Origin of the sequence: Sphingomonas montana, assembly GCF_001956315.1 — a bacterium.
GTDB classification, from domain to species: Bacteria; Pseudomonadota; Alphaproteobacteria; order Sphingomonadales; family Sphingomonadaceae; genus Sphingomonas_R; species Sphingomonas_R montana.
Map to the genome: position 1 here is coordinate 19,922 of NZ_KV887144.1, position 21,700 is coordinate 41,621.

At 68.6% G+C, this 21,700-nt stretch carries 24 protein-coding genes; 9 read left to right on the forward strand and 15 right to left on the reverse strand.

Translation table 11 applies throughout. From position 1 onward, the window contains the following. Positions 1-6: 6 nt before the first annotated feature. The 12 genes from BKY59_RS04875 to BKY59_RS04930 all read right to left on the reverse strand — a co-directional run bounded on the left by BKY59_RS04875 (position 7) and on the right by BKY59_RS04930 (position 10,568). On the reverse strand, positions 7-1,359 hold the full coding sequence (locus BKY59_RS04875) for a PQQ-dependent sugar dehydrogenase (RefSeq protein WP_076069052.1): 1,353 nt from the start codon (positions 1,357-1,359) through the stop codon (positions 7-9). 84 nt (positions 1,360-1,443) lie between these two features. Next, positions 1,444-2,337 carry a hemolysin family protein gene (locus BKY59_RS04880; RefSeq protein WP_076069054.1) on the reverse strand — a complete coding sequence of 298 codons (894 nt, stop codon included), beginning with the start codon at positions 2,335-2,337 and terminating at the stop codon, positions 1,444-1,446. A gap of 150 nt (positions 2,338-2,487) precedes the next feature. After that, positions 2,488-2,997, reverse strand: a complete 510-nt coding sequence (ybeY, locus tag BKY59_RS04885) for an rRNA maturation RNase YbeY (RefSeq protein ID WP_076069055.1) — start codon at positions 2,995-2,997, stop codon at positions 2,488-2,490. A gap of 30 nt (positions 2,998-3,027) precedes the next feature. Continuing rightward, entirely contained in the window at positions 3,028-4,026 is a 999-nt protein-coding gene (locus BKY59_RS04890; RefSeq protein ID WP_076069057.1) for a PhoH family protein, read from the reverse strand. A 160-nt stretch (positions 4,027-4,186) separates the two neighbouring features. Then, on the reverse strand, positions 4,187-5,503 hold the full coding sequence (gene miaB / locus BKY59_RS04895) for a tRNA (N6-isopentenyl adenosine(37)-C2)-methylthiotransferase MiaB (protein WP_076069058.1): 1,317 nt from the start codon (positions 5,501-5,503) through the stop codon (positions 4,187-4,189). Further along, on the reverse strand, positions 5,500-6,387 hold the full coding sequence (locus BKY59_RS04900; RefSeq protein WP_240499961.1) for a lysophospholipid acyltransferase family protein: 888 nt from the start codon (positions 6,385-6,387) through the stop codon (positions 5,500-5,502). The genes miaB and BKY59_RS04900 overlap by 4 nt, the downstream gene beginning before the upstream one ends. A 26-nt stretch (positions 6,388-6,413) precedes the next feature. Then, on the reverse strand, positions 6,414-6,836 hold the full coding sequence (locus tag BKY59_RS04905) for a Fur family transcriptional regulator (RefSeq protein ID WP_076069060.1): 423 nt from the start codon (positions 6,834-6,836) through the stop codon (positions 6,414-6,416). Positions 6,837-6,948: 112 nt separating this feature from the next. Then, on the reverse strand, positions 6,949-7,431 hold the full coding sequence (locus tag BKY59_RS04910; RefSeq protein ID WP_076069062.1) for a GNAT family N-acetyltransferase: 483 nt from the start codon (positions 7,429-7,431) through the stop codon (positions 6,949-6,951). Continuing rightward, positions 7,428-8,045, reverse strand: coding sequence for a tRNA (adenosine(37)-N6)-threonylcarbamoyltransferase complex dimerization subunit type 1 TsaB (gene tsaB, locus BKY59_RS04915; protein WP_076069063.1), 618 nt, complete (start codon positions 8,043-8,045; stop codon positions 7,428-7,430). Before tsaB ends, BKY59_RS04910 begins: the two co-directional genes overlap by 4 nt. After that, positions 8,045-8,635 carry a malonic semialdehyde reductase gene (locus BKY59_RS04920; protein ID WP_076069688.1) on the reverse strand — a complete coding sequence of 197 codons (591 nt, stop codon included), beginning with the start codon at positions 8,633-8,635 and terminating at the stop codon, positions 8,045-8,047. The genes tsaB and BKY59_RS04920 overlap by 1 nt, the downstream gene beginning before the upstream one ends. A 30-nt stretch (positions 8,636-8,665) precedes the next feature. Further along, a complete protein-coding gene (locus BKY59_RS04925; RefSeq protein WP_076069691.1) occupies positions 8,666-9,232 on the reverse strand; it encodes a NifU family protein in 567 nt (188 codons plus the stop codon). A gap of 40 nt (positions 9,233-9,272) precedes the next feature. After that, positions 9,273-10,568 carry a M20/M25/M40 family metallo-hydrolase gene (locus BKY59_RS04930; protein WP_076069065.1) on the reverse strand — a complete coding sequence of 432 codons (1,296 nt, stop codon included), beginning with the start codon at positions 10,566-10,568 and terminating at the stop codon, positions 9,273-9,275. A 527-nt stretch (positions 10,569-11,095) separates the two neighbouring features. Here BKY59_RS04930 and BKY59_RS04935 point away from each other — a divergent pair. Continuing rightward, positions 11,096-12,418, forward strand: coding sequence for a DEAD/DEAH box helicase (locus tag BKY59_RS04935; protein WP_076069067.1), 1,323 nt, complete (start codon positions 11,096-11,098; stop codon positions 12,416-12,418). Positions 12,419-12,726: 308 nt separating this feature from the next. On the opposite strand, the gene BKY59_RS04940 is transcribed toward BKY59_RS04935, so the two are convergent. Further along, positions 12,727-13,590, reverse strand: coding sequence for a class I SAM-dependent methyltransferase (locus BKY59_RS04940; protein WP_076069068.1), 864 nt, complete (start codon positions 13,588-13,590; stop codon positions 12,727-12,729). Between the two features lie 50 nt (positions 13,591-13,640). Here BKY59_RS04940 and BKY59_RS04945 point away from each other — a divergent pair, with 50 nt between their 5' ends. The 8 genes from BKY59_RS04945 to BKY59_RS04980 are packed head-to-tail and all read left to right on the forward strand — an operon-like array spanning position 13,641 to position 19,248. Further along, entirely contained in the window at positions 13,641-14,381 is a 741-nt protein-coding gene (locus BKY59_RS04945; protein ID WP_420822074.1) for a double zinc ribbon domain-containing protein, read from the forward strand. 58 nt (positions 14,382-14,439) lie between these two features. Further along, positions 14,440-14,697, forward strand: a complete 258-nt coding sequence (grxC, locus tag BKY59_RS04950; RefSeq protein WP_076069071.1) for a glutaredoxin 3 — start codon at positions 14,440-14,442, stop codon at positions 14,695-14,697. Continuing rightward, positions 14,694-15,521, forward strand: coding sequence for a carbon-nitrogen hydrolase family protein (locus BKY59_RS04955; RefSeq protein WP_076069073.1), 828 nt, complete (start codon positions 14,694-14,696; stop codon positions 15,519-15,521). Before grxC ends, BKY59_RS04955 begins: the two co-directional genes overlap by 4 nt. Continuing rightward, positions 15,518-15,946 carry a DUF1178 family protein gene (locus BKY59_RS04960; protein ID WP_076069075.1) on the forward strand — a complete coding sequence of 143 codons (429 nt, stop codon included), beginning with the start codon at positions 15,518-15,520 and terminating at the stop codon, positions 15,944-15,946. Before BKY59_RS04955 ends, BKY59_RS04960 begins: the two co-directional genes overlap by 4 nt. Positions 15,947-16,005: 59 nt before the next feature. Then, positions 16,006-17,031, forward strand: a complete 1,026-nt coding sequence (queA, locus tag BKY59_RS04965; protein ID WP_076069076.1) for a tRNA preQ1(34) S-adenosylmethionine ribosyltransferase-isomerase QueA — start codon at positions 16,006-16,008, stop codon at positions 17,029-17,031. 13 nt (positions 17,032-17,044) lie between these two features. Continuing rightward, positions 17,045-17,821, forward strand: a complete 777-nt coding sequence (locus BKY59_RS04970; protein WP_076069078.1) for an SDR family oxidoreductase — start codon at positions 17,045-17,047, stop codon at positions 17,819-17,821. A 49-nt stretch (positions 17,822-17,870) separates the two neighbouring features. Continuing rightward, on the forward strand, positions 17,871-19,025 hold the full coding sequence (gene tgt / locus BKY59_RS04975; RefSeq protein WP_076069080.1) for a tRNA guanosine(34) transglycosylase Tgt: 1,155 nt from the start codon (positions 17,871-17,873) through the stop codon (positions 19,023-19,025). Further along, positions 19,015-19,248, forward strand: coding sequence for a hypothetical protein (locus BKY59_RS04980; RefSeq protein WP_076069081.1), 234 nt, complete (start codon positions 19,015-19,017; stop codon positions 19,246-19,248). Before tgt ends, BKY59_RS04980 begins: the two co-directional genes overlap by 11 nt. A gap of 61 nt (positions 19,249-19,309) precedes the next feature. Here BKY59_RS04980 and BKY59_RS04985 read toward each other — a convergent pair whose 3' ends face one another. Both BKY59_RS04985 and BKY59_RS04990 read right to left on the reverse strand, forming a co-directional pair. Further along, a complete protein-coding gene (locus BKY59_RS04985) occupies positions 19,310-20,002 on the reverse strand; it encodes a hypothetical protein (protein WP_129586204.1) in 693 nt (230 codons plus the stop codon). A 74-nt stretch (positions 20,003-20,076) separates the two neighbouring features. Beyond that, positions 20,077-21,621: a DEAD/DEAH box helicase gene (locus BKY59_RS04990; RefSeq protein ID WP_076069693.1), complete on the reverse strand. Its 1,545-nt coding sequence runs from the start codon at positions 21,619-21,621 to the stop codon at positions 20,077-20,079. Positions 21,622-21,700 lie beyond the last annotated feature (79 nt).

The window sequence follows — 21,700 nt, forward strand, 5'->3', positions numbered from 1 at the left end:
AGGCCGTTACCGCGCGGCAGTACGGACCTGCGATGCGGCGCTGACCCGCCAGATGCGGTTGCCGACGTCGTCGGCGACGAGCAAGGCGCCGGTGCGGTCCTTGATGACGCCGACCGGGCGGCCGCGGGCGTCCTCCGTAGGACTAAGGAAATCGGTCAGGACATCGACCGGCTTGCCGGTCGGCCGACCGTTCACGAAAGGCACGTACACGACCTTGTAGCCGGACATCGGCTTGCGGTTCCAGCTGCCGTGCTGGCCGATGAACGCACCGTTCGCGAAGCGTGCACCCAGCTTGGCACCGTCCGCAAAGGCGAGGCCCAGCGAGGCGGTGTGCGGCCCGAGCGCATAGTCCGGCCGGACGCTATACTGTCGCATGTCCTCCGGCGGGGCGGGCGAGCGCTTGTCGATGTAACCGCCCCAATAATAGAAGGGCCAGCCGTAGAAGCCGCCGAATTCGACATGGGTCAGATAGTCGGGGACCATGTCGGACCCGAGCTCGTCGCGTTCGTTGACGACGGTGAACAGCTTTTTCGATGTCGGTTCGAACGCCATGCCGACCGGGTTGCGCAAGCCATAGGCGTAGATGCGGTGCTTGCCGGTGGCGGGGTCGATCTCCCAGATTGCGGCACGGCCTTCTTCGGCGTCCAGGCCGCGTTCGCCGACATTGCTGTTCGACCCGATCGACACATACAGCCGCGACCCGTCCGCGCTGGCGACCAGATTCTTCGTCCAGTGATGGTTGATCGGGCCGCCGGGCAGGTCGACGACCTTCACCGGCGGCGTGTCGATCCGCGTCTGGCCCGGCACATAGGGATAGCGGACGACGGCGTCCGCATTGGCGACGTAGAGATTGCCGCCGACCAACGCCATGCCGAACGGCGATATCAGTCCGGTGAGCAGCGTGGAACGGCTTTCGGCGACGCCGTCGCCGTTCGCGTCGCGCAGCAGGGTGATACGGTTGGCGCTGGGCACCTTGGCCCCGGCGCGGCCCATGACCATCGACTGGACGATATTGCGGACGCTCTTCTTTTCGCCGGGCTTGGGAGGCGCATTTGTTTCGGCGACCAGCACGTCACCGTTCGGCAGCAGCAGCATCCAGCGCGGATGATCGAGTCCGGCGGCGAAATCGTTGACGGCCAGGCCTGACGCGGGCGTGGGGGCCTCACCCTGTTTCCAGCCGACCGCCGGGGCGATCTTCACGGTGGGGAAGAAGGACGTCGTCGGATCCGGGATTTCGGGCTTCGTACCCTGCGTCTGCGCCAGATCCAGCTTAGCGGTGGTGCCGCGCGTCAGCCAGTAGAGGAGGCCGCCGCCGGCGACCAGCAGCAGGACGATGACGGCGAGGATACGGTTGCGCACGGGCGTGGCCTTCCAGGCGAGAGACGGTCTTTGAGACGATAACGATCGGGGGGCCGGCCGAGATGCATGCGCCCGGAGCCGGGGTCAGTCCTGGTCCACCACCGGATCGACCGGAGGATGGAGCCTGAGCCGATGGATTCGCTTGGTATCGCCCGCGGTCACTTCCAACCGCCAGCCGCTGGGGTGGAGGATGGTTTCGCCCGGCTGCGGAACGTGGCCGGCCAGCGCGGAGGCGAGGCCGCCGAGCGTGTCGACATCCTCGTCCGTATCGACCAGCCGCGGATCGATGATCGCGATATCTTCCAATTCGGCGCGGGCATCGGCATCCCACATCCCGTCGTCGAGCTGGACGAACAGCGCGTCGGCCGCCTCGTCATGCTCGTCCTCAATATCGCCGACGATCTCCTCCATCAGGTCCTCGATCGTGACGAGGCCTTCCGTGCCGCTATATTCGTCCACGACGATCGCCAGATGGGTACGCGACGAGCGCATCTCGGCAAGCAGGTCCAGCACACCCATCGACTCGGGCACATAGCGCGGTTCGCGCAGCAGCCCAGTCAGGTCGGTCGGGGGCGCGGCACCGGATGCGAGGATGGCGAACACATCCTTGACGTGGACCATGCCGACGACATGGTCGAGATTGCCCCGGTAGACGGGCAGGCGGCTGTGGCCGGCATCGGCGAAGGCGGCGACGAGATCGGGAAAGGAGATCGTTTCGGCGACCGCGATGATGTCCGCCCGCGGCACGCCGATCTCGCGGACCGTCCGCTCGCCGAAATGCAGTAGGTTGCGCAGCATCTGCCGTTCGACGGAGGACAGGTCGCCCGGATCGGGGCGGGCGCCACCATCCTCATGATCCTCGATCGCTTCCTCAATCTGATCGCGCAGCGTCGGTTCGCTGTCCTCGCCGAACAGGAGATTGCGGAGACCGGACCACAGGCGGCCACCGGTCTCGTTGCTACTGGAATAGTCTGGCATGGGGTGGGGAGGGGTCCTGGGTTGCGGTCGCATAATCCTAGCGCGGAATGGAGCGCTGTCGCTATCGCGATGATGAGCGGGCGGAACGATTTCTGGTTGAGCCTTCTCCCGCCCATTGAGGGAGGGGCTCATAAACAAGGCGTTGCGCGCTCAGTCGTCGGCGATGGCGTAGGGGTCGTCGATGCCGATCGCGGCCAGGGCGACGCGTTCGACAGCTTCCATCGTGTCGCCGGCCGCCTCGTTGACATGGTCGAAGCCGAGCAGGTGGAGCGTGCCGTGGACGATGAGGTGGCTGGCGTGGACTTCGACCGGCACGCCGCGCTCGACCGCTTCGCGCGCGCAGACGCCGGACGCGAGCACGATATCGCCCAGCAGGACTTCGCCGTCGTCGGTGTTGGCGAGCGCCGGCAGCAGGTCGGGCTGGACCATCGGAAAGCTCAGGACGTTCGTCGGCCGATCCTTGGCACGGTAGCTGGCATTCAGGCCCTGCACTTCGTCATCGTCGGTGAAGCGGACCGAAACCTCGATCAGCGCTTCGGCATCGATCAGTTCGCCGTACGAGCTGTGGCGTAGCGCGGTGCGGACAGCGCGGTCGGCCAGCGCCTGCCAATCGGTGGTGCCGGACCAGCCGTCTTCGGGGGAGATGGCGACTTCGATCATGCGGCGGTCCGATGCAAATCGCAGAATGCCTCACGCATCGTCGGGGCCTTCATAGGCCTGGACGATGCGGCCGACGATCGGGTGGCGGACGACGTCGGCCGCGCCGAAGCGGACCGTGCCGATGCCCTCCAGACCTTCCAGCCGGCGGACGGCGTCGGCAAGGCCCGACTGTCCCACGCCGGGCAGATCGATCTGGCGGGGGTCGCCGCACACGACCATGCGGCTGTTCATGCCGAACCGGGTCAGGAACATCTTCATCTGCGCGATGGTGGTGTTCTGCGCCTCGTCCAGAATGATGAACGCATCGGACAGCGTGCGACCGCGCATGAAGGCGATCGGCGCGATCTCGATCTCCCCGCTGGCGATGCGGCGTTCGACCTGCTCGGTGGGCAGCATGTCGTACAGCGCGTCGTAGAGCGGGCGGAGATAGGGATCGACCTTCTCCTTCATATCGCCCGGCAGGAAGCCGAGCCGCTCGCCGGCCTCCACCGCGGGGCGCGACAGGATCAGCCGCTGGACCGATCCGTTGATGAGTTGCTGCACCGCCTGTGCGACCGCCAGATAGGTCTTGCCGGTGCCCGCCGGCCCGAGCGCAAAGATCACGTCGTCGCGGCCGAGCGATTCCATATAGCCGATCTGCGTGCCGGTGCGCGGCACGATCGTCTTCTTGCGCGTGCGGATCATGACCGGGGGGGTGTCGCCCGCATCGGCGCGGATGATCCCTTCCAGCGTCGGTTCGGCCGACATCTGGATCACGCCGTCCACCATGCCGGGATCGACATCCTGCCCCTGCACGATGCGATTGTAGAGGCCGGTCAGGATTTCACGCGCGCGCGCGGCGGCCTCGGCCTCGCCCTCGATCTGGATCTTGTTGCCGCGCGCGGACATGTAGACGCCCAGCTTGCTTTCGATCGCGATCAGATTCTGGTCATATTGCCCGAACAGCCGGCCGAGCAGCTGCGGCTTGTCGAACAGGATTTCGATGCGGGCGCGCTCACCCGCGCGGGCTTGCACCGGCTTACGCGACATGGACACTCGTCATCTGCGTCTCGCTCCCTCGGCCGCCGGGGATTCCGGTTCGGCCCGATACTAGCCGAGATGGGGGGTGGGGGGGAGATTGGAAAGATGGGCGTGGGTGATTTGGTTTTGGGTGGTATCTTGGTCACTCCCCTTCACAGGAGGGCTCAAGTCAGATGAGCGCCACCCCACCTACGCTGTTGGGGCCGGCGGAGACGATCCGGACGTCGAGCATCGCGCCGACGGGGGCGTCGGTTTCGAGGTGGACCGATTGCAGCCAGGGCGACTTGCCGATCCGCTGGCCCGGCTTGCGGCCGTCGCGCTCGATCAGGATGCGCGTAGCCCGGCCGACCGTGGCGGCGTTGAACGCGGTCGCCTGTTCCCAGATCAGCGCCTGGAGCGCGTGCAATCGGGTGTCCATGACATGTTCGGGCACGGCCCCGTCCATGCTGGCGGCGGGCGTGCCGGGGCGCGGGCTGTATTTGAAGCTGTAGGCCTGCGCATGGCCGACCTGGCGGACGAGATCGAGCGTCGCTTCGAAGTCCGTGTCGGTCTCGCCCGGGAAACCGACGATGAAGTCGCCCGAAACCGCGATGTCGGGCCGTGCGGCGCGGACCCGGTCGAGGATGCGGAGGTAGCTGTCGCGGCTGTGGCTGCGGTTCATCGCCCGCAGGATGCGATCGGACCCGGCCTGAACGGGCAAATGCAGGAACGGCATCAGCTTTTCGACATCGCGGTGCGCGTCGATCAGGCCCTGCGTCATGTCGTTCGGGTGGCTGGTGGTGTAGCGGATCCGTTCCAGCCCCGGCAGCCGATCGAGTGCGACGATCAGCGCGTCGAGCCCGCCGGGTGCGCCCCTGGCATCGGTGCCGGTCCAGGCGTTGACGTTCTGCCCCAGCAGCGTGATCTCCCGCGCGCCGGCGTCCACCAGCGCGCGTGCCTCGTCCATGACCTGGCCCCAGGGGCGCGAGATTTCGGCGCCGCGGGTGTAGGGCACGACGCAGTAGGTGCAGAATTTGTCGCAGCCCTCCTGCACGGTCAGGAACGCGCTCGGCCCCTGGCGACGGCGAACGGGCAGCTGTGCGAACTTCGACAGTGCCGGCATGTCGGTGTCGATCGCGCGCGTGCCGGCGCTGGCCTGGGCCACCATGGCGGGCAGGCGGTGATAGGCCTGTGGGCCGACGACGATATCGACGGTCGGCGCGCGGCGTGGAATCTCCGCCCCCTCCGCCTGGGCGACGCAGCCGGCGACCGCGATCATCGGCGTGCTGCCGTCGGCGCGTTTCAGGCGGCCGATGTCGGAATAGACCTTTTCCGCAGCGCGTTCGCGGATGTGGCAGGTATTGAGCACGACGAGGTCCGCCTCGCCCGGTTCCGCCGTCGCGGTCAGGCCCTCCGCCTCCAGCATTTCCGCCATGCGGGTGCCGTCATAGGCGTTCATCTGGCAGCCGAAGGACTTGACGTGGAAGGAGCGGGGTGGGGCGTTCATCCCGGCGCTATAGGCGAGCCGGGGGAGAGGGGGTAGCCCCGGTCGCCGAGCGCCGCGTCGATCGCGGCCTGCGCCGCGGCGGCAAGCTGCTTGCGGTCGGCGGAGGGCGCGAGCGGTGCCAGGAAACGCAGCGTTACGGCCAAGCGCCCGGCACGACCGATCAGCCGCCGGGCGACGGCGAGCGCGGTCTCATCCTGTGCCCAGGCGATTTCGGTGGCGGCGGTGCCATAGTCGATCGCGACCGGCTGGACGACCACGCCAGCCGCCGGCGCGGCCCCGAACAGCGCGGCGCGGAACGGCAGCAGGGTGCGTCCGTCGTCGACGGTGCCTTCGGGAAACAGCGTGGCGGGGCGACCGGTGGCGAGTGCGGCGGCGAGCGCATCGGCCTGCGACCGGGCGGCAGCGCGGCTGGTGCGGGCGATGAAGATCGTGCCCCCGACCCGCGCCAGCCAGCCGACAACCGGCCATGCCGCAACGCTGTCCTTCGACACGAACGCCGTACCGGTCGCGCCACCCATCGCCAATATGTCGAACCAGGACAGGTGGTTCGCGACGTAGAGGACATTTGCGGGGAGCGGTGTCCCCTCGACGGTCACGTCCGCGCCGAGCACGCGCGCTGCGCCCTTGAGAAAGCGGCGTACCCAGGTCAGCGGCGTGCCGGCGACCCGGGCAATGCCGTACCCGACGAGGCAGTAGAGAAGGAAGCCGATCAGCATGCCGACCCGCAGGACGATGCGGAAAATGATGGTGAGATTGGTCGACTGCGCGAGTCGTTCGCCATCGTCCCGGCGCAGGCCGGCACCGCGATCCGGCTTGGAGGGCCGCCCGACCGGCGGGAGGTCCCGGCCTTCGCCGGAATGACGGTCCGGAGGCGGGCTGGTCATCTTTCCTTGGTCACCGCCAAGCCCATTCAATGATCGCGGTTCAGCGGGACGCCGTAGAGTTCCATTCGGTGGTCGACGAGCCGGTAGCCGAGCCGTTCGGCGATTTTAGCCTGAAGCAATTCGACCTCGTCGTCGACGAATTCGATGACGCGGCCGGTTTCGATGTCGATCAGGTGGTCGTGATGCGAATCGGGTGCTGCCTCGTAACGGGCGCGGCCGTCGCCGAAATCATGGCGGGCCAGAATGCCGGCTTCCTCGAACAATCGGACGGTCCGGTATACCGTGGCGATCGAGATGCCCGGATCGATCGCGACGGCGCGCAGGTGCAGCGCCTCCACATCGGGATGGTCTTCGGCTTCGGAAAGGACGCGGGCGATGACGCGACGCTGCTCGGTGATCCGCAACCCCTTTTCCGCGCAAAGTGCTTCAACATCGATTCGGCGGTGCATGGCGTCCCTGGGTTCAGGCGCGGCCGCGCGGGATTCGCGGCCGTATCACGGTTTGTCTAGAACATGGCGGGGTCAGGCGAAACCCCGAAGCCGGAACAGGTGCCGGGCAGGATCAGCGAATGTCCAGCCGGCGTTCGAGCGTGTGTGCGTCGTGCGCGGTGCCGTCACGTCCGCGATAATAGCCCTGGCGGGTGCCGACCGCGCGGAAACCGGCCGCGTCGTAGAGGCCGCGCGCCGGGTTGCCGCTGCGGACCTCGAGGAAGAGGCGCCTCGCGCCGCGGGTTCGCGCGGCATGTGCCACATGTTCCAGCAACGCAAGGCCGATGCCGGCGCGGCGATCCGCGGGTCGGACCGCCAGCAACAGCAGTTCCGCTTCGTCGATCACGACGCGGCTGAGCGCGAAGCCGGCGGGGCGATCATCGATCCGCGCGAGCGTCAGCCAGACGCCGGGCAGCGACAGGATGCCAAGGCACTGGCTCTGCGTCCACGCCTCGCCAAAGACCGGGTCGAACGCGTCGGCCATCGTCGTCATGACCTCGGGCAGGCCATCGACCCCGGCATCGCACAGTGTCGGCGGCTCCCGCGGGGGCGTCATGCGGGCAGCTTCGCATCCGGCGCGCGGCCGTAGACCGGGGTGGCGGGCAGGGCGGTGAACGCCGCGGCCAGATAGCGGACGTCGGCGGCGTCGGGCAGACTTTCCGCCCCGTCCGCATCGCCGCGGGCCGCCAGCAGCGCCGGGGCACCCGAACCGACGACCCAGTCGCGCTCCGCCACCGCCGCCGCGGCGGCGGGCAGCAGAGAGGCCAGCGACGTGCGGGCGGACAGGTCGGGACCGCCGAACCGCTGGACGAACAGTTCGCCGTGGCCGCCGGTGATCGCGACTGTCACGGCCGCCAGGTCCGGCCGTTCAGCACATGCGGCCGCCGCCAGCAGCGCGGGCGCGCCGTAGCCATGGACCGGGATCGCCCAGCCGAACGCCAGCGCGCGGGCAGCGGCCAGTCCGACCCGGACGCCGGTAAAGCTGCCGGGACCGCAATCGACCAGGATGGCGTCGGCGCGCCCCCCGCCGGGCAGTTCGGATATCATCGGCACCAGTCGTTCGGCATGGCCGCGCCCCACCACCTCATGCGCGGCCGCGACTACGACGCCGTCGTCGAGCAAGGCGACCGAACAGGCGGCGGTCGCGGTTTCGATCACCAGCACGCGCATCAGGTGATCTTGTTATATGCCTCGAAGTCCGGCCGGGGCAGGCGCGGATGCAGCGCGTCCGGCCGGCCATGACCCACCGAGACGATCAGGTTCGAGCGGATGTTGGTGCCCGCAAAGAACGCCGCGTCCACCGCCGCATTGTCGAACCCCGACATCGGCCCCGTATCGAACCCCAGTGCGCGGGCAGCGAGGATGACATAGGCCGCCTGGAGTGAACTGTTGCGCAGCCCGGCGGTCTCGATCAGCGGCGCATTGCCGATATACCAGGACCGCGCGTCGGCCGGCGGGAACAGTGTGGGCAGATGATCCGGGAAATCCAGGTCGGTGCCGACGATCGCGGTGACCGGCGCATTCAGGATCTTGTCGACATTCCCGCTGCTGGCGCAATCGGCCAGCCGGCGCTTCGCATTGTCGCCGACGCACCAGACCAGCCGGGCTGGCAGCATGTTGGCCGATGTGGGCCCCATCTTCGCCAGATCCCATATCGCGCGCATGTCCGCTTCGGTGACGGGCGTGTCGGCGAAGCTGTAATGGCTGCGCGCGGTGCGGAACAACTGGTCCAGCGTCTCGTCCGGCAGGATGGTCGTCATCGTCGTCATTCCTCGGTCTGGTCGGTTGGCTCAGGCGGCCCGGACTTCGATGACTTCCGGCACATAATGCTTCAGCAGCGACTCGATTCCCTGCTTCAGCGTGGCGGTGGACGATGGACAACCGGCGCAGGCCCCCTGCATCGCGAGGTAGACGACGCCCTTGTCGAACCCGCGATAGACGATGTCACCCCCGTCGCGCGCCACCGCGGGCCGAACCCGCGTATCGACCAGTTCGCGGATCTGGGCCACGATGTCGGCGTCGGCCGGATCGTCGTTATAGTCCGGGTCGACGGCGATGCCGCTCGCGCTGCCGCCGCTGAACAGCGGCGCGCCGCTGGAGAAATGATCGAGCAGCACGCCAAGGACCTGCGGTTTCAGGTCGCGCCAGTCGCTGCCGGGGGCGGCGGTGACCGAGACGAAATCGCTGCCGAAGAACACGCCTTCGACATCGCCCAGCGAAAACAGCGCGGCGGCGAGCGGCGACGCGTCGGCTTCTTCCGGCGCGGCGAAATCGCGCGTCCCGGAATCCATGACGGGGCGGCCGGCCGAGAATTTCAGCGTGGCCGGGTTCGGTGTGGGTTCGGTTTCGATCAGCATGGGCTGCATGTGGTCCGACGGCGGGGCGGGATCAAGTCAATCAAGGCTTGGCCCGCCCAAGCCGAGCCATCAGCAGCGCGGCACGTTTCGCCTGGGTCCCGATGCTGGGGATGTCGACCGTCTCGCCCGGCGCGTGATCGCCGGTGGAATAGGGGCCGAGCCCGGCGAGCCCGTCCACGTCGCGCGCGACGAAGGCGATATCGCCAGCGCCGCGCTTCAGCGGATCGAGTTCGGGCATTGGCGGCAGGCCGAGATCGCGGTTTACCCCGTTGAGCGCGGCGAGCAGCGCGCGGTTGCCGGCGGTCGGCGCCATCGACGGATAGCCTTCGTCGAACAGGATCTTTGCCGACGTGCCGGGCGCATGGGCGGCGACGATCGCCTCCATTTTGGCGCGGACGCGGGCGGTCTGTTCGTCCGACAGCGTGCGGAAATCGCCCCGTGCGATGGCGATGGCGGGAATGATGTTGGGCTTGCCGGTCGCCTGCCCACGCACCGCATCGGCATCGAACGACGCGGTGGCGCCGCCGACGACCAGGCCGGTGTTGAAGGTGAGGTTGGGTTCGGGCAGTTCCCTGCGGAACACCGCCAGAATGCGGGCAAGTTCGTTGATTGCGCCGTCGCCGTGCGAAGCGTCGAAGATCAGGCTGCTGTGCCCGGTCGTGCCGGTGGTGGTCAGTTGCCAACTGTTCGACGAACGGCGCGCGACGGAGCCCATATCGCGCCCGTCCTGTCGGACCAGCCCTTCGAAATCGAGCGCCGCGTCGGCACGCTTCCCGGCCGCGATCAGGCCGGCGCGGGCGACCGACGTCGGATCGCCGGTGCGTTCCTCGTCGCCGGTCAGCACGATCTCGAACGTCGCGTCGTCCAGCGTACCAGCGGCCTTCATCGCCTTCAGCGCGGCAAGCATCACGACCATGCCGCCCTTGTCGTCGCCGACGCCCGGGCCTTCCGCCTTGTCGCCGGTGCGGCGGTAGCGCTGGAACGGGCTGTCCGCCTCGAACACCGTGTCGAGATGGCCGATCAGCAGCAGGCGCTTGCTGCCCGCCCGCCCCGCACGCGTGGCGACGAGGTGGCCGGCGCGCTTGGTCTGCGGCAGCGGCGTCCAGACGACCTTGAAACCGAGCGGTTCGAGTTCGGCACGCATCATTGCTCCGACCCTTGTCACGCCAGGCAGGTTCATGGTGCCGCTGTTCTGGTTCACCAGCCGTTCGAGCAGCGCCAGGTTGGCGGGCATGCCGGCATCGACCGCGGCGATGGCGGCGCGTTCGGCGGGCGTGGGGGCTGCGGGCGCGGGCAGGGCGGTGGCGGCGAGGAGGAGGGCAGCGATGCGCTTCATCGGGAGTGGGCCTTTCGACTGTAGAGCGGGGTGGTATCCCGTCGGGTCGGGGACGTCACCCGTCGTGATGTAGTCAGGACTGCCCTATGCCCCGTCATTCCGGCGGAGGCCGGAATCCATTATCACTACGCTTTGGGTCAGGCCTTCGCGCGGAGTGATACTGGATCCTGACTTCCGTCAGGATGACGGGGGAGGGGTTTCGTTGGGACCAAGGGGTCGGGGGTGTCACGTTGGCGGACGGACCGCACCCAAGGTCTCGTTCGGCGCACGCTTCGGTAGTTCGATCGTTCCCCATCCGAAACTGCTTGTAAGGAGCCGACAACGCTGCCATATGGTCAGCAGCGTCGACGTCCGGTTTACCGGCCGTTAGGGCATGGCAGCGTGAATTCTGGCGTATCAAGCGACAGACCGGCCTTCCCCTTCGGACGCGACCCCACAGGGCTTCCCCATTCACGCGGGTCGTCACACGAACCCGCTTCGTGTCGTCGGCGTGATCGCTGGCGTCCGTCGCGCCGCGAAAGCCGAACATGACCAAGTTTTCAGACCTTTACCTCGCCGAGCCGTTGCAGAAGGCGCTCGCCGCCAAGGGCTATGAGGTGCCCACCCCGATCCAGGCGCAGGCCATTCCGCCGCTGCTCGACGGACGCGACCTGTGCGGCATCGCGCAGACCGGCACCGGCAAGACCGCGGCGTTCGCGCTGCCGTCGCTTCACCGCCTCGCCGCGTCGCCCCGCCCGCGTCCGCCGGGTGGCTGCCGCATGCTGGTGCTCGCCCCGACGCGCGAACTGGCCAGCCAGATCGCCGAAAGTTTTGTCGAATATGGCAAGTTCATGCGCCTGTCGGTTGCGACCGTGTTCGGCGGCGTGCCGATCGGCAAGCAGATCCGCCAGATGGGTTCGGGCGTCGACATCCTCGTCGCCACGCCGGGCCGGCTGCTCGACCTGATCGACCAGCGCGCGCTCAGCCTCAAGAATGTCGAGATCTTCGTCCTCGACGAAGCCGACCAGATGCTCGACCTGGGCTTCATTCATGCGCTGAAGCGGATCGACCAGCTGCTGCCGGCCAAGCGCCAGTCGCTGTTCTTCTCCGCCACGATGCCGAAGGCGATCGCGGAACTGGGCGACCGGTTCCTGACCGACCCGATCAAGGTGGCCGTCGCCCCGCAGGCGACCACCGCCGAGCGCGTCGAGCAGTTCGCGATACTGTGCAACCAGACCGAGAAGGCCGCGCTGCTGATCATGAAGATCCGCAGCGAGCCGATCGACCGCGCACTGGTGTTCAGCCGCACCAAGCATGGCGCCGACAAGGTCGTGAAGCATCTGAAGGCATCGGGCATCGGCGCGGAAGCGATCCATGGCAACAAGAGCCAGCCGCAGCGTGAGCGCGCGCTGGCGCAGTTCCGGTCGGGCGAAATCAAGATCCTGGTCGCGACCGACATCGCCGCGCGCGGGATCGACGTCGGCGGCGTGAGCCATGTGTTCAACTTCGAACTGCCCAACGTGTCGGAGCAATATGTCCACCGCATCGGCCGCACCGCGCGCGCCGGGGCGAGCGGCATCGCGATCGCCTTCGTGGCAGATGACGAGAAGGCGTATCTGCGCTCGATCGAGAAGCTGACCCGCATCAAGATGGAAATGCTGCCGCTGCCGGACAATTTCCTGGCGGAAAAGGCGAAGCTGCCGAAGCCGGCACCGTCCGCGCCCGGCGACGAGCGCCGCAGCGATCGTGGGGCTCCGCGTCGTCACGACGGTCCGGGTGCGCCGTCGGGCGAGAAGCGCCGCTTCGCACCGCGCCGCAGCGGATCGGTCGGGGCGCACAAGGGTGCCGTTCGGAAGGTTGGCGGGCGGTAAGCTTTCGCTGGTTTTCTAAGAGGGGCGTGGCCGGGAGGCTGCGCCCCTTTTTTTTGTTCGTACTCCCTGCTCCGTTTGGTTCGAGCCTGTCGAGAACGTTGCGCAGAGTTCTCGACAGGCTCGAACCAAACGGGGTGGGGGTTTGGGTTAAATTAAACCCGTCTATCCCGAGCGAAGTCGAGGGACCCTTGAGCGCAGTCGAGAAGCCGACAGCGCCCCTCGGCTGCGCTCGGGGGAGAGCGTGCCTTGACTTCGCTCGGCATGGACGGGTTTAAGGGGCGGTCTGACGTTTCGTCGGTCGGCTTAGTTCAGCCCACCCGCGCCCCGCGGAACGCTGGGGGAGGCGGCAGCGGCACGCCCGGTTCCGGTGCCCAGCCGCTCATGAACAGCAGTTCGAATGTCTCCGCGCGTCGCCCGTCCGGATCGGCGCCCGCCGCGAACCGGGTGCGCATGGCGACGAGGCCGGTGCGGGTGATCGGAGAGCGGCCACCGTCCGCCAGCAGGTTGGTCGCCGCCATGCCGCGCAGGTCGTGGATCAGTCGGACAGGATCACCGTAGCGGACGCCGAGCCGGACGCTGTCGGCGACAGGCAGGCGGAAGCCGATGCGGTGGAGGAGGTCGCCCGCCGCGCGGACGTCGATCTGCGGATGGATGCGGGCGGCCACGCCACGGTCGGCGGCGATGTCGGCGGCGAGCAGCGCGTCGCGCAGGACGGTCAGGCTGCCGGCGCCGACGAACCCCGCGAGGAAGAGTCCGTCGGGCCGCAGCACGCGCCGCACCAGCGCGAGTGCGCCGGGAATGTCGTTGACCTGATCGAGGACGCCGGCCGACACGACGAGGTCGAAGCTGTGGTCGGCGAACGGCAGCCGGTCCTCGTCGCACTGCACCCCGCCAGCCATGCTTGCGAAGCGTCGCCCGGCATCGGCGGAGGTCACGGTCATCCCGCGGGCCGCCAGCCGCGCGCCGAGCCGGCCGTCGTGGCAGCCGAGGTCGAGCGCGTCGGTGAAGGTGCGCGTGGTATCGTCCAGCCGGTCGAGAATCTCGTCGCCGATCGCATCGATCAGAAAGGCGTGGTCGCCGAACCGCGCCGCCGCCCGGTCACGCCGGTGGCGGCGGCGGGCGCGATCGAAGATTTCGGGGGGTGCGTCGTCGCGTGCGGTGGGGTCGGCCATGCGGGGCTTGTGCCCGCCGCGGTCGCGCCCGACAAGCGGGGATGGCCGTCATGCTCTCCCATCTCGCCCAGTTCGGTGGTGCGTGCCTCGCGCTCGCGCTGCCGCCGCGTTGTCCGGGATGCGGGGTGGTGGTGCCGGGCGATCATCGTTTCTGCCTGACCTGCTGGGTGGGGTTGGATTTTCTGGGTGGACCCGCCTGCATGCGGTGCGCGATGCCGTTTCCGGACGAGGCGGTGGGCGTGCTGACCTGTGCGCCATGCCTTGCCCGGCCGCCGGCATTCGACCATGCGTCGGCAGCGGTCGCCTACGGCCCGATCGCGCGGGCGCTGGCGCTGAAGCTGAAATATGGGCGGCGGCCGGGTGTCGCGCGGACGATGGCGCGGCTGATGGAACGGCTGGTTCCGGCGGGCGAGGATGTCGTGCTGGTCCCGGTTCCGCTGCATCGCTGGCGGATCTGGACGCGTGGGTTCAACCAGTCGGCGCTGATCGCGCAGACGCTGGCGCGCCGGCGTGGCAGCGCGCTGGCTATCGACGCGATCGAACGGCACCGGCGCACGCCGCCGCTGCGCGACATGAACCCGCGGCAGCGCGCGATGACCGTGCGCGGGGCGTTCCGCGTCCGCGATCCGGCGCAGGTCGCGGGCCGCCGGGTCGTACTGATCGACGATATCTTCACGACTGGGGCCACGGCGGAGGCCTGCGCGCGCGTGCTGCGCCGGGCGGGGGCGGCGGAGGTGCGGCTGGTCTGCTGGGCGCGTGTCGTGGTGCGCGATGGCGATCCCGTGCGTTGACAACGCCGACGGAGCGCGACACCGCGCGCCGCACCACATCGAAGAAGGACGACAAGTCATGGCGAAGGTCGAGATCTACACGAAAGCGACGTGCCCCTATTGCCAGCGCGCCAAGCGGCTGCTGGACGGCAAGGGCGTGGATTATGTCGAGACCGACATCCTGCGCACCCCGGGCGAGCGCGACACGATGATCGGCCGCGCGGGTGGCAAGTCCACCGTGCCGCAGATCTTCATCGACGGGAAGCATGTCGGCGGGTCGGACGATCTGGCGGCGCTCGAGCGCGGCGGCAGGCTGGACGCGCTGCTGGCGGCATGACGCGGATCGCGGTCCATCAGAGCCGGACGGGCATCGATCCGACCACCAACGCCGCAGCGCTGGTGGCGGCTATCGATGCGGCGCATGCGGGCGGGGCGGCAATGCTGTTCACGCCCGAGAACGGCAATCTGATGGACCGCGACCGGAACCGGGCCGCGGCCCACCGCCGGGCCGAGGCGGACGACCCGGTGGTCGCGGCGGTCCGCGCGGCGGCGGCGCGGACCGGCATCTGGGTGCAGTTGGGGTCGGTCGGCGTGGCGCTGGACGACGGGCGTCTGGCGAACCGGTCGCTGCTGATCGACGGTGGCGGCGCGGTGCGTGCGCGATATGACAAGATGCACCTGTTCGACGTGGACCTGCCCGACGGTCAGTCGTGGCGCGAGTCGGCCGCGTACCGCGCGGGCGAGGAAGCGGTCGTTGCCGATACGCCGGCCGGGCGCATCGGCCTGAGCATCTGTTACGACCTGCGCTTTCCGGCGCTGTACCAGGCACTGAGTGCGGCGGGTGCGACTGTGCTGTCGGTGCCGGCTGCGTTCACCGTGCCGACGGGCCAAGCGCACTGGCATCTGCTGCTGCGCGCGCGGGCGGTGGAGACCGGATGTTACGTCGTCGCGGCCGCGCAGGCGGGGGTCCATGCGGATGGTCGCGAAACCTATGGCCGGTCGCTGGTCGTCGATCCGTGGGGCGATATCCTGCTCGACATGGGCGACGATCTCGGCGTCGCCTTTGCCGAGATTGCGGACGCGCGGGTTGCCGAGGTTCGCGGGCGCATCCCGACGCTGGCCCACCGCCGCACGATCCGGCCGGCGCGGGTCTGCCCGTGATCGTCTACGATCTGGCGTGCCGGCCGGCAGGGCATGTCTTCGAAGGGTGGTTCGGCTCCGCGGCCGACTATGACGGGCAACGCGCCCGCGGCCTGCTGTCCTGCCCGATCTGCGGGGCGGCGGACGTCGCCAAGGCACCGATGGCACCGCGCTTGTCGGGGACCGACACGACGCCCGCGTTCCGGCCGGAAGTCGCAAAGGCGATGCTGGCGGGGCTGGCGCGGGCGCAGGCCGAGGTGCTGAAGCGGTCCGACGATGTGGGCGACCGGTTCGCGCGGGAGGCCCGCGCGATCCATGATGGGGACAGCCCGGACCGCGCGATCCATGGCAGCGCGACGCCGTCCGAAGTACGGTCGCTGTCGGAGGATGGCATTGCCGTGATGCCGCTGCCGCTTCCCGTCCGGCCGCCGGGAACCGACAACTGATCGGCGTGCGGCCCGCGGCGGGGCTTTCATGCGATCCGAACCGCGGCTAGAGCGCCGGAATGCGTACCGACCTGTTCGATTTTCCGCTGCCGACCGATCGGATCGCGTTGCGCCCCGCGGTGCCGCGCGATGCGGCGCGGATGCTGGTGCTGGATGCCGCCGGGATGCGCGACATGGTCGTATCGCAGCTCGCAGACTGCCTGCGCCCGGGCGACATGCTGGTGTTCAACGATACGCGCGTCCTGCCGGCGCAGCTGGAGGGGACGCGCGGTGATGCGCGGATCGGCGCGACGCTGCACAAGCGGGCGGGCTTGCGCGCCTGGCATGCGTTCGTCCGCAACGGACGGCGGGTGCGGACGGGTGACCGGATCGATTTCGGTGCGGGCGTCAGCGCGACGGCGGGGGCAAAGGCGGAAGACGGATCGATCCTGCTGACGTTCGACGGCGACGAACCGGTCGAACTGCTGCTGGAACGGGCGGGGCGGATGCCGCTGCCGCCCTATATCGCCGCACGGCGCGCCGCCGACGCGCAGGACCGGTCCGATTACCAGACGATGTTCGCGACCACCGACGGCGCGGTGGCGGCCCCGACCGCGGCGCTGCACTTCACGCCGGCGCTGATGGCGGCGCTGGCGGAACGGGGCGTGCAGGAGGCGCGGCTGACGCTGCATGTCGGGGCGGGGACGTTCCTGCCGATGAAGGCGGACGATACCGACGACCATGTCATGCACGCCGAATGGGGCCGGATCGACGCGGCGACGGCGGACCGGCTGAACGCGGTCCGCGCCGCGGGGGGACGGGTGATCGCGGTCGGCACCACCAGCCTGCGGCTGATCGAAAGCGCCACCGGGCAGGACGGGATCGTCCGGCCGTTCGAGGGCGACACCGCGATCTTCATCACGCCGGGCTATGTCTTTCGCGGGATCGACGGGTTGCTGACGAACTTCCATCTGCCGAAATCGACGTTGTTCATGCTGGTGTCCGCGCTGATGGGGACGGACCGGATGCAGGCGGCCTATGCCCATGCCGTGGCAGGGGGATATCGCTTCTACTCCTACGGCGACGCCTCGCTGCTGCTGCCGTGAGCGGAGCGGGCGCTTGAGACTGCACCACAAGATCTGCGTCGTCACCGGCGCGGCCCGCGGCATCGGGCGCGCGATCGCAGCCCGGTTCCACGCGGAAGGGGCGACCGTGATCGTCACCGATATCGACGCGCCTGCGGGTGCCGCGACCGCTGCGGCGATCGGTTGCCGGTTCGAGGCGCTCGACGTGCGGGAGGAGGCGGACTGGCACCGGCTGGCGGCGATCGTCCCGGTCGCCGACGTGGTGGTGAACAATGCCGGGATCACCGGGTTCGAACAGGGGATGGTGGCCCATGATCCGGAGCATGCCAGCCTGACGGACTGGCGCGCGGTGCACCGGGTCAATCTGGACGGGACGTTTCTCTGCTGTCGCTATGCGATCGGTGCTATGAAGGGGGCGGGCACCGGGTCGATCATTAACATATCGTCGCGGTCCGGGCTGGTCGGCATTCCGGCGGCGGCCGCCTACGCGTCGTCGAAGGCGGCAGTGCGCAATCACAGCAAGACGGTGGCGTTGTACTGCGCGCAGCAGGGATGGCGGATCCGGTGCAACTCGGTCCATCCGGCCGCGATCCTGACGGACATCTGGGAGCCGATGCTGGGAACCGGAGATGACCGTGAGGACCGGATGGCGGCGTTGGTGGCCGATACGCCGCTGAGGCGGTTCGGGATGCCGGACGAGGTCGCGGCGATCGCGGTAACGCTGGCATCCGACGAGGCGACCTATGTGACCGGCACGGAGATCAGCATCGACGGGGGCCTGCTGGCCGGGTCGGCGGCGTCGCCGGGCTAGACGCGCCGCTGCGCTTTTCATCGCGGCGGACAGGCCGTAGAGCGGTGGCATGACCGCTGCACCCCGTTTCGCCTTTGCCGTTCACGCCACCGACGGGGCCGCGCGGACAGGCACGATCCGCATGCGGCGGGGCGATATCCGCACGCCCGCGTTCATGCCGGTCGGGACCGCCGCAACGGTGAAGGCGATGAAGCCCGCCGACGTTCGCGCCACCGGAGCGGACGTGCTGCTGGGCAATACCTATCACCTGATGCTCCGCCCGACGGCGGAGCGGGTGGCGCGGTTGGGCGGGCTGCACCGCTTCATGGGGTGGGACCGGCCGATCCTGACCGACAGCGGCGGGTATCAGGTGATGAGCCTGTCCGAACTGACCAAGCAGTCCGAGGACGGCGTTTCGTTCAAGAGCCATATCGACGGATCGCGGCACATGATCACGCCCGAGCGGTCGATGGAGATCCAGCGCCTGCTGGGGTCGGACATCGTGATGGCATTCGACGAATGTACGCCGCACCCCGCAACCTATGACCGGTCGGCGGCGTCGATGGAACGGTCGATGCGCTGGGCCAGGCGGTCGCGCGCCGGGTTCGACGCGGGGGAGGCCCATGCCGAGGCGGCGGCGCTGTTCGGCATACAGCAGGGGTCGATGGACGAGGGGTTGCGCCGCACGTCGGCGGACCAGCTGATCGATACCGGGTTCGACGGCTATGCGGTCGGCGGACTGGCGGTGGGCGAGGGGCAGGCGCAGATGTTCGCAGTGCTCGATTTCGCACCGGGCCAGTTGCCGGCGGATCGGCCGCGCTACCTGATGGGGGTCGGCAAGCCGGACGATATCGTCGGCGCGGTGGAACGCGGGATCGACATGTTCGACTGCGTGATGCCCACGCGGTCGGGCCGGACCGGTCAGGCGTTCACGCGCGACGGGCCGATCAACATCCGCAACGCGAAGTTCGCCGAGGATCGCGGGCCGCTGGACCCCGAATGCCCCTGTTCGGTCTGCGCGACGTGGGAGCGCGCCTATATCCACCATCTGGTCCGGTCGGACGAGATGCTGGGCGCGATGCTGATGACCGAACATAACCTGGCCTTCTACCAGACGCTGATGGCGGACCTGCGCGGCGCGATCGCGGCGGGCGGGCTGCGCGCCTATGCCGATGCGTTCCGATCGCGATACGTACGGGTGAAGGAGCCGACCGATGGCGCGTAGATATCGGGTGATCCATCAGAAGAAGTCGCTGGTCGAGGCGCTGTTCTCCGGCCGGACCTATACCGACTGGTATGTCGCGCAATGCTGGCGCGTGCTGGCCTGGACGAAGATCGGCATCTATCCGACGCGCGTCGAGGCGGAAGCGGCGTGCGAACATCATGCGGACGGGACACTGATCCGCGGTAACAGCCGGATCGTGTCGGAGTTCGAACGCAAGGACTGAATTTCGCGGGCAAGCAGGGCGAATGACCTGAAGCCGCGATCGTGCGGACCCGTCGACTTCCCTACGACGTCTCGCGTGGCCCCAACAGGCGGGCCAGGGCACGGCGGCCGACCCGGTGCCAAAGCCATGCCAACAGCAGCAGCAATGCCAGCGGGGACCCGAGATAGGCGATCAGCATGAGCGCGGTCGTTATTGTCCAGCTCAGCGAGACATAGCCGACATGCAGCGCCTCGGCGACGCGCGCGCGCAGGCCGACGCCCGTGCCAGCCGTATAGACGAACCCGATCGGCGTGGTGGAGACGCTCGTCGGTGACGCCATGGCTTCCCCGGTCGCACGACCGGTTCCGGCGTAGGCGGTCTCAGCCGTCCGGTCGGAACGCCGATCCGTCCCGACGATCTCGGCGCCGGTCAGCGCACCTCCGGCGGCTTCGATTCGCTGCACCCCGGCCCGGCCGAACGCGCGCGCGATCGGAGCGGCCACCGCGACATCGAGGCTCGCGGTCAATTGGCCCGACTGGTCAAGGCGATAGGTCATGCCGGTGATATGGCAGCGAGCCGCCGTCAGTGCCTCGCACGCGCGCGCGTCGGCTTTCTGCGCGTTGGCGATCCGGTCGGATGGCAGGCGGAAATCATAATGATAGGCAAAGGCGACATTGCTGGCGGACGCGACCGCGTCACCGGGTCCGTCGTCTCCGGGTGCCTTGCTGCACCCGATCGACAGCAGGAGGAACAGATATACACCCAGCCGCCGCATCGCCATTTTCCCTTGCCCGAACCGGACCGAAGCTGACGCCTGTCAGGCGCGGAGGCAAGACAGGGACGTGATGGTCAGTCGCGTGGAGGCAGATCAAGGCGGACCGCAAGAAAGGCGGGGAAGGGGCCGTTCCAGCCGTCGTCCGGGCCTTCGTCGACCATGCGGGCCGGGCGGCGGTCCTCCTGCGGCGCGCGGCGCGGTTCGCGAAAGGGAATGTCGCGACGGTCGTCGCGCACAGGACGCTCGTGGCGATCCTGGCGCGGCTGGGGTGCCTGGGCGGGCTTCGGTTGGACGACCGGGGCGGCGGCGGGCTGCGCCACCACCGGCTCGGCGATCGCGACGGATGTCGTGACCGGCGCGCGTGCTGCGTCCGGCGCAGGTGCTGCGACCGGGCCTGACTTGGCCGGACGGTCGCTGCGTGGGCGGCGGCGGGGGCCGCGGGTTTCCTCGCGGGCGGGTGCTTCGGCAACAGGCGCGGTCGTCTCTGCGACCGGGGTAACGACGACGGGCTTGCCGACGCGTTCGATGGTGGACTTGGTCAGCTTTTCGATGTTGGCAACGGCTTCGGCGTCCTCGGGCGTGACGAGGCTGATTGCCTTGCCGGTGGCGCCCGCGCGGCCGGTGCGGCCGATGCGGTGGACATAATCGTCCGGATGCCAGGGGATGTCATAGTTGAAGACGTGGCTTACGCCCTTGATGTCGAGGCCGCGCGCCGCGACGTCGGACGCGACCAGGATGTTGATCGTGCCGTCCTTGAACCGATCCAGTTCACGCAGCCGTTCGGCCTGTTCCATGTCGCCGTGGATCTGGCCGGCCTTCATGCCCGATCGTATCAGCGTTTCGGCCAGGTCGCGGACCGTGGTCTTGCGGTTGGAGAAGATGATCGCGGTGCGCACGTCTTCCGCCGCCAGCAGCGCCTTCATCGTATCGCGCTTGCCGCGGGACGTGGTTTCGACCAGCCGCTGTTCGATCAGCAGGTTGTTCATGCCGGCGCGCGCGACTTCGATCTGCTTCGGATTTGACAGGAAACGATCGGCCAGCTTCTTGATCGGGGCCGGCATGGTGGCGGAGAACAGCAGCGTCTGGCGGGTCGCCGGCAGCTTGGTGCAGATTTCCTCGATATCGGGGATGAACCCCATGTCGAGCATGCGGTCCGCCTCGTCGATCACCAGGATCGAACAGCCGGACAGCAGGATCTTGCCGCGCTTGAACAGGTCCATCAGCCGGCCGGGCGTGGCGATCAGCACATCGACGCCGCGGGCAAGCGCCGCGGTCTGGTCGCCCATCGATACGCCGCCGATCAGCAGCGCCATCGATAACTTGTGATATTTACCGTATTTCTCGAAATTTTCGGCGACCTGCGCCGCCAGTTCGCGCGTCGGTTCCAGGATCAGCGATCGCGGCATCATGGCGCGCGCGCGGCCGTGGGCCAGCACGTCGATCATCGGCAGGACGAAGGAGGCGGTCTTGCCCGTGCCGGTCTGCGCGATCGCGATCAGATCGCGGTTCATCAGGACGGGCGGGATGGCCTGCGCCTGAACCGGCGTCGGTTCGGTATAGCCGGACTCTGTCACGGCACGCAGCGTTTCGTCGGAGAGGCCGAGATCGGCGAATGTCATGAACGATCCGGATATGATGGCGACCGCAAAGCGCGCGATCCGCGACACCGTCCGCTATGGCCGAATGCCGCCGATTGTC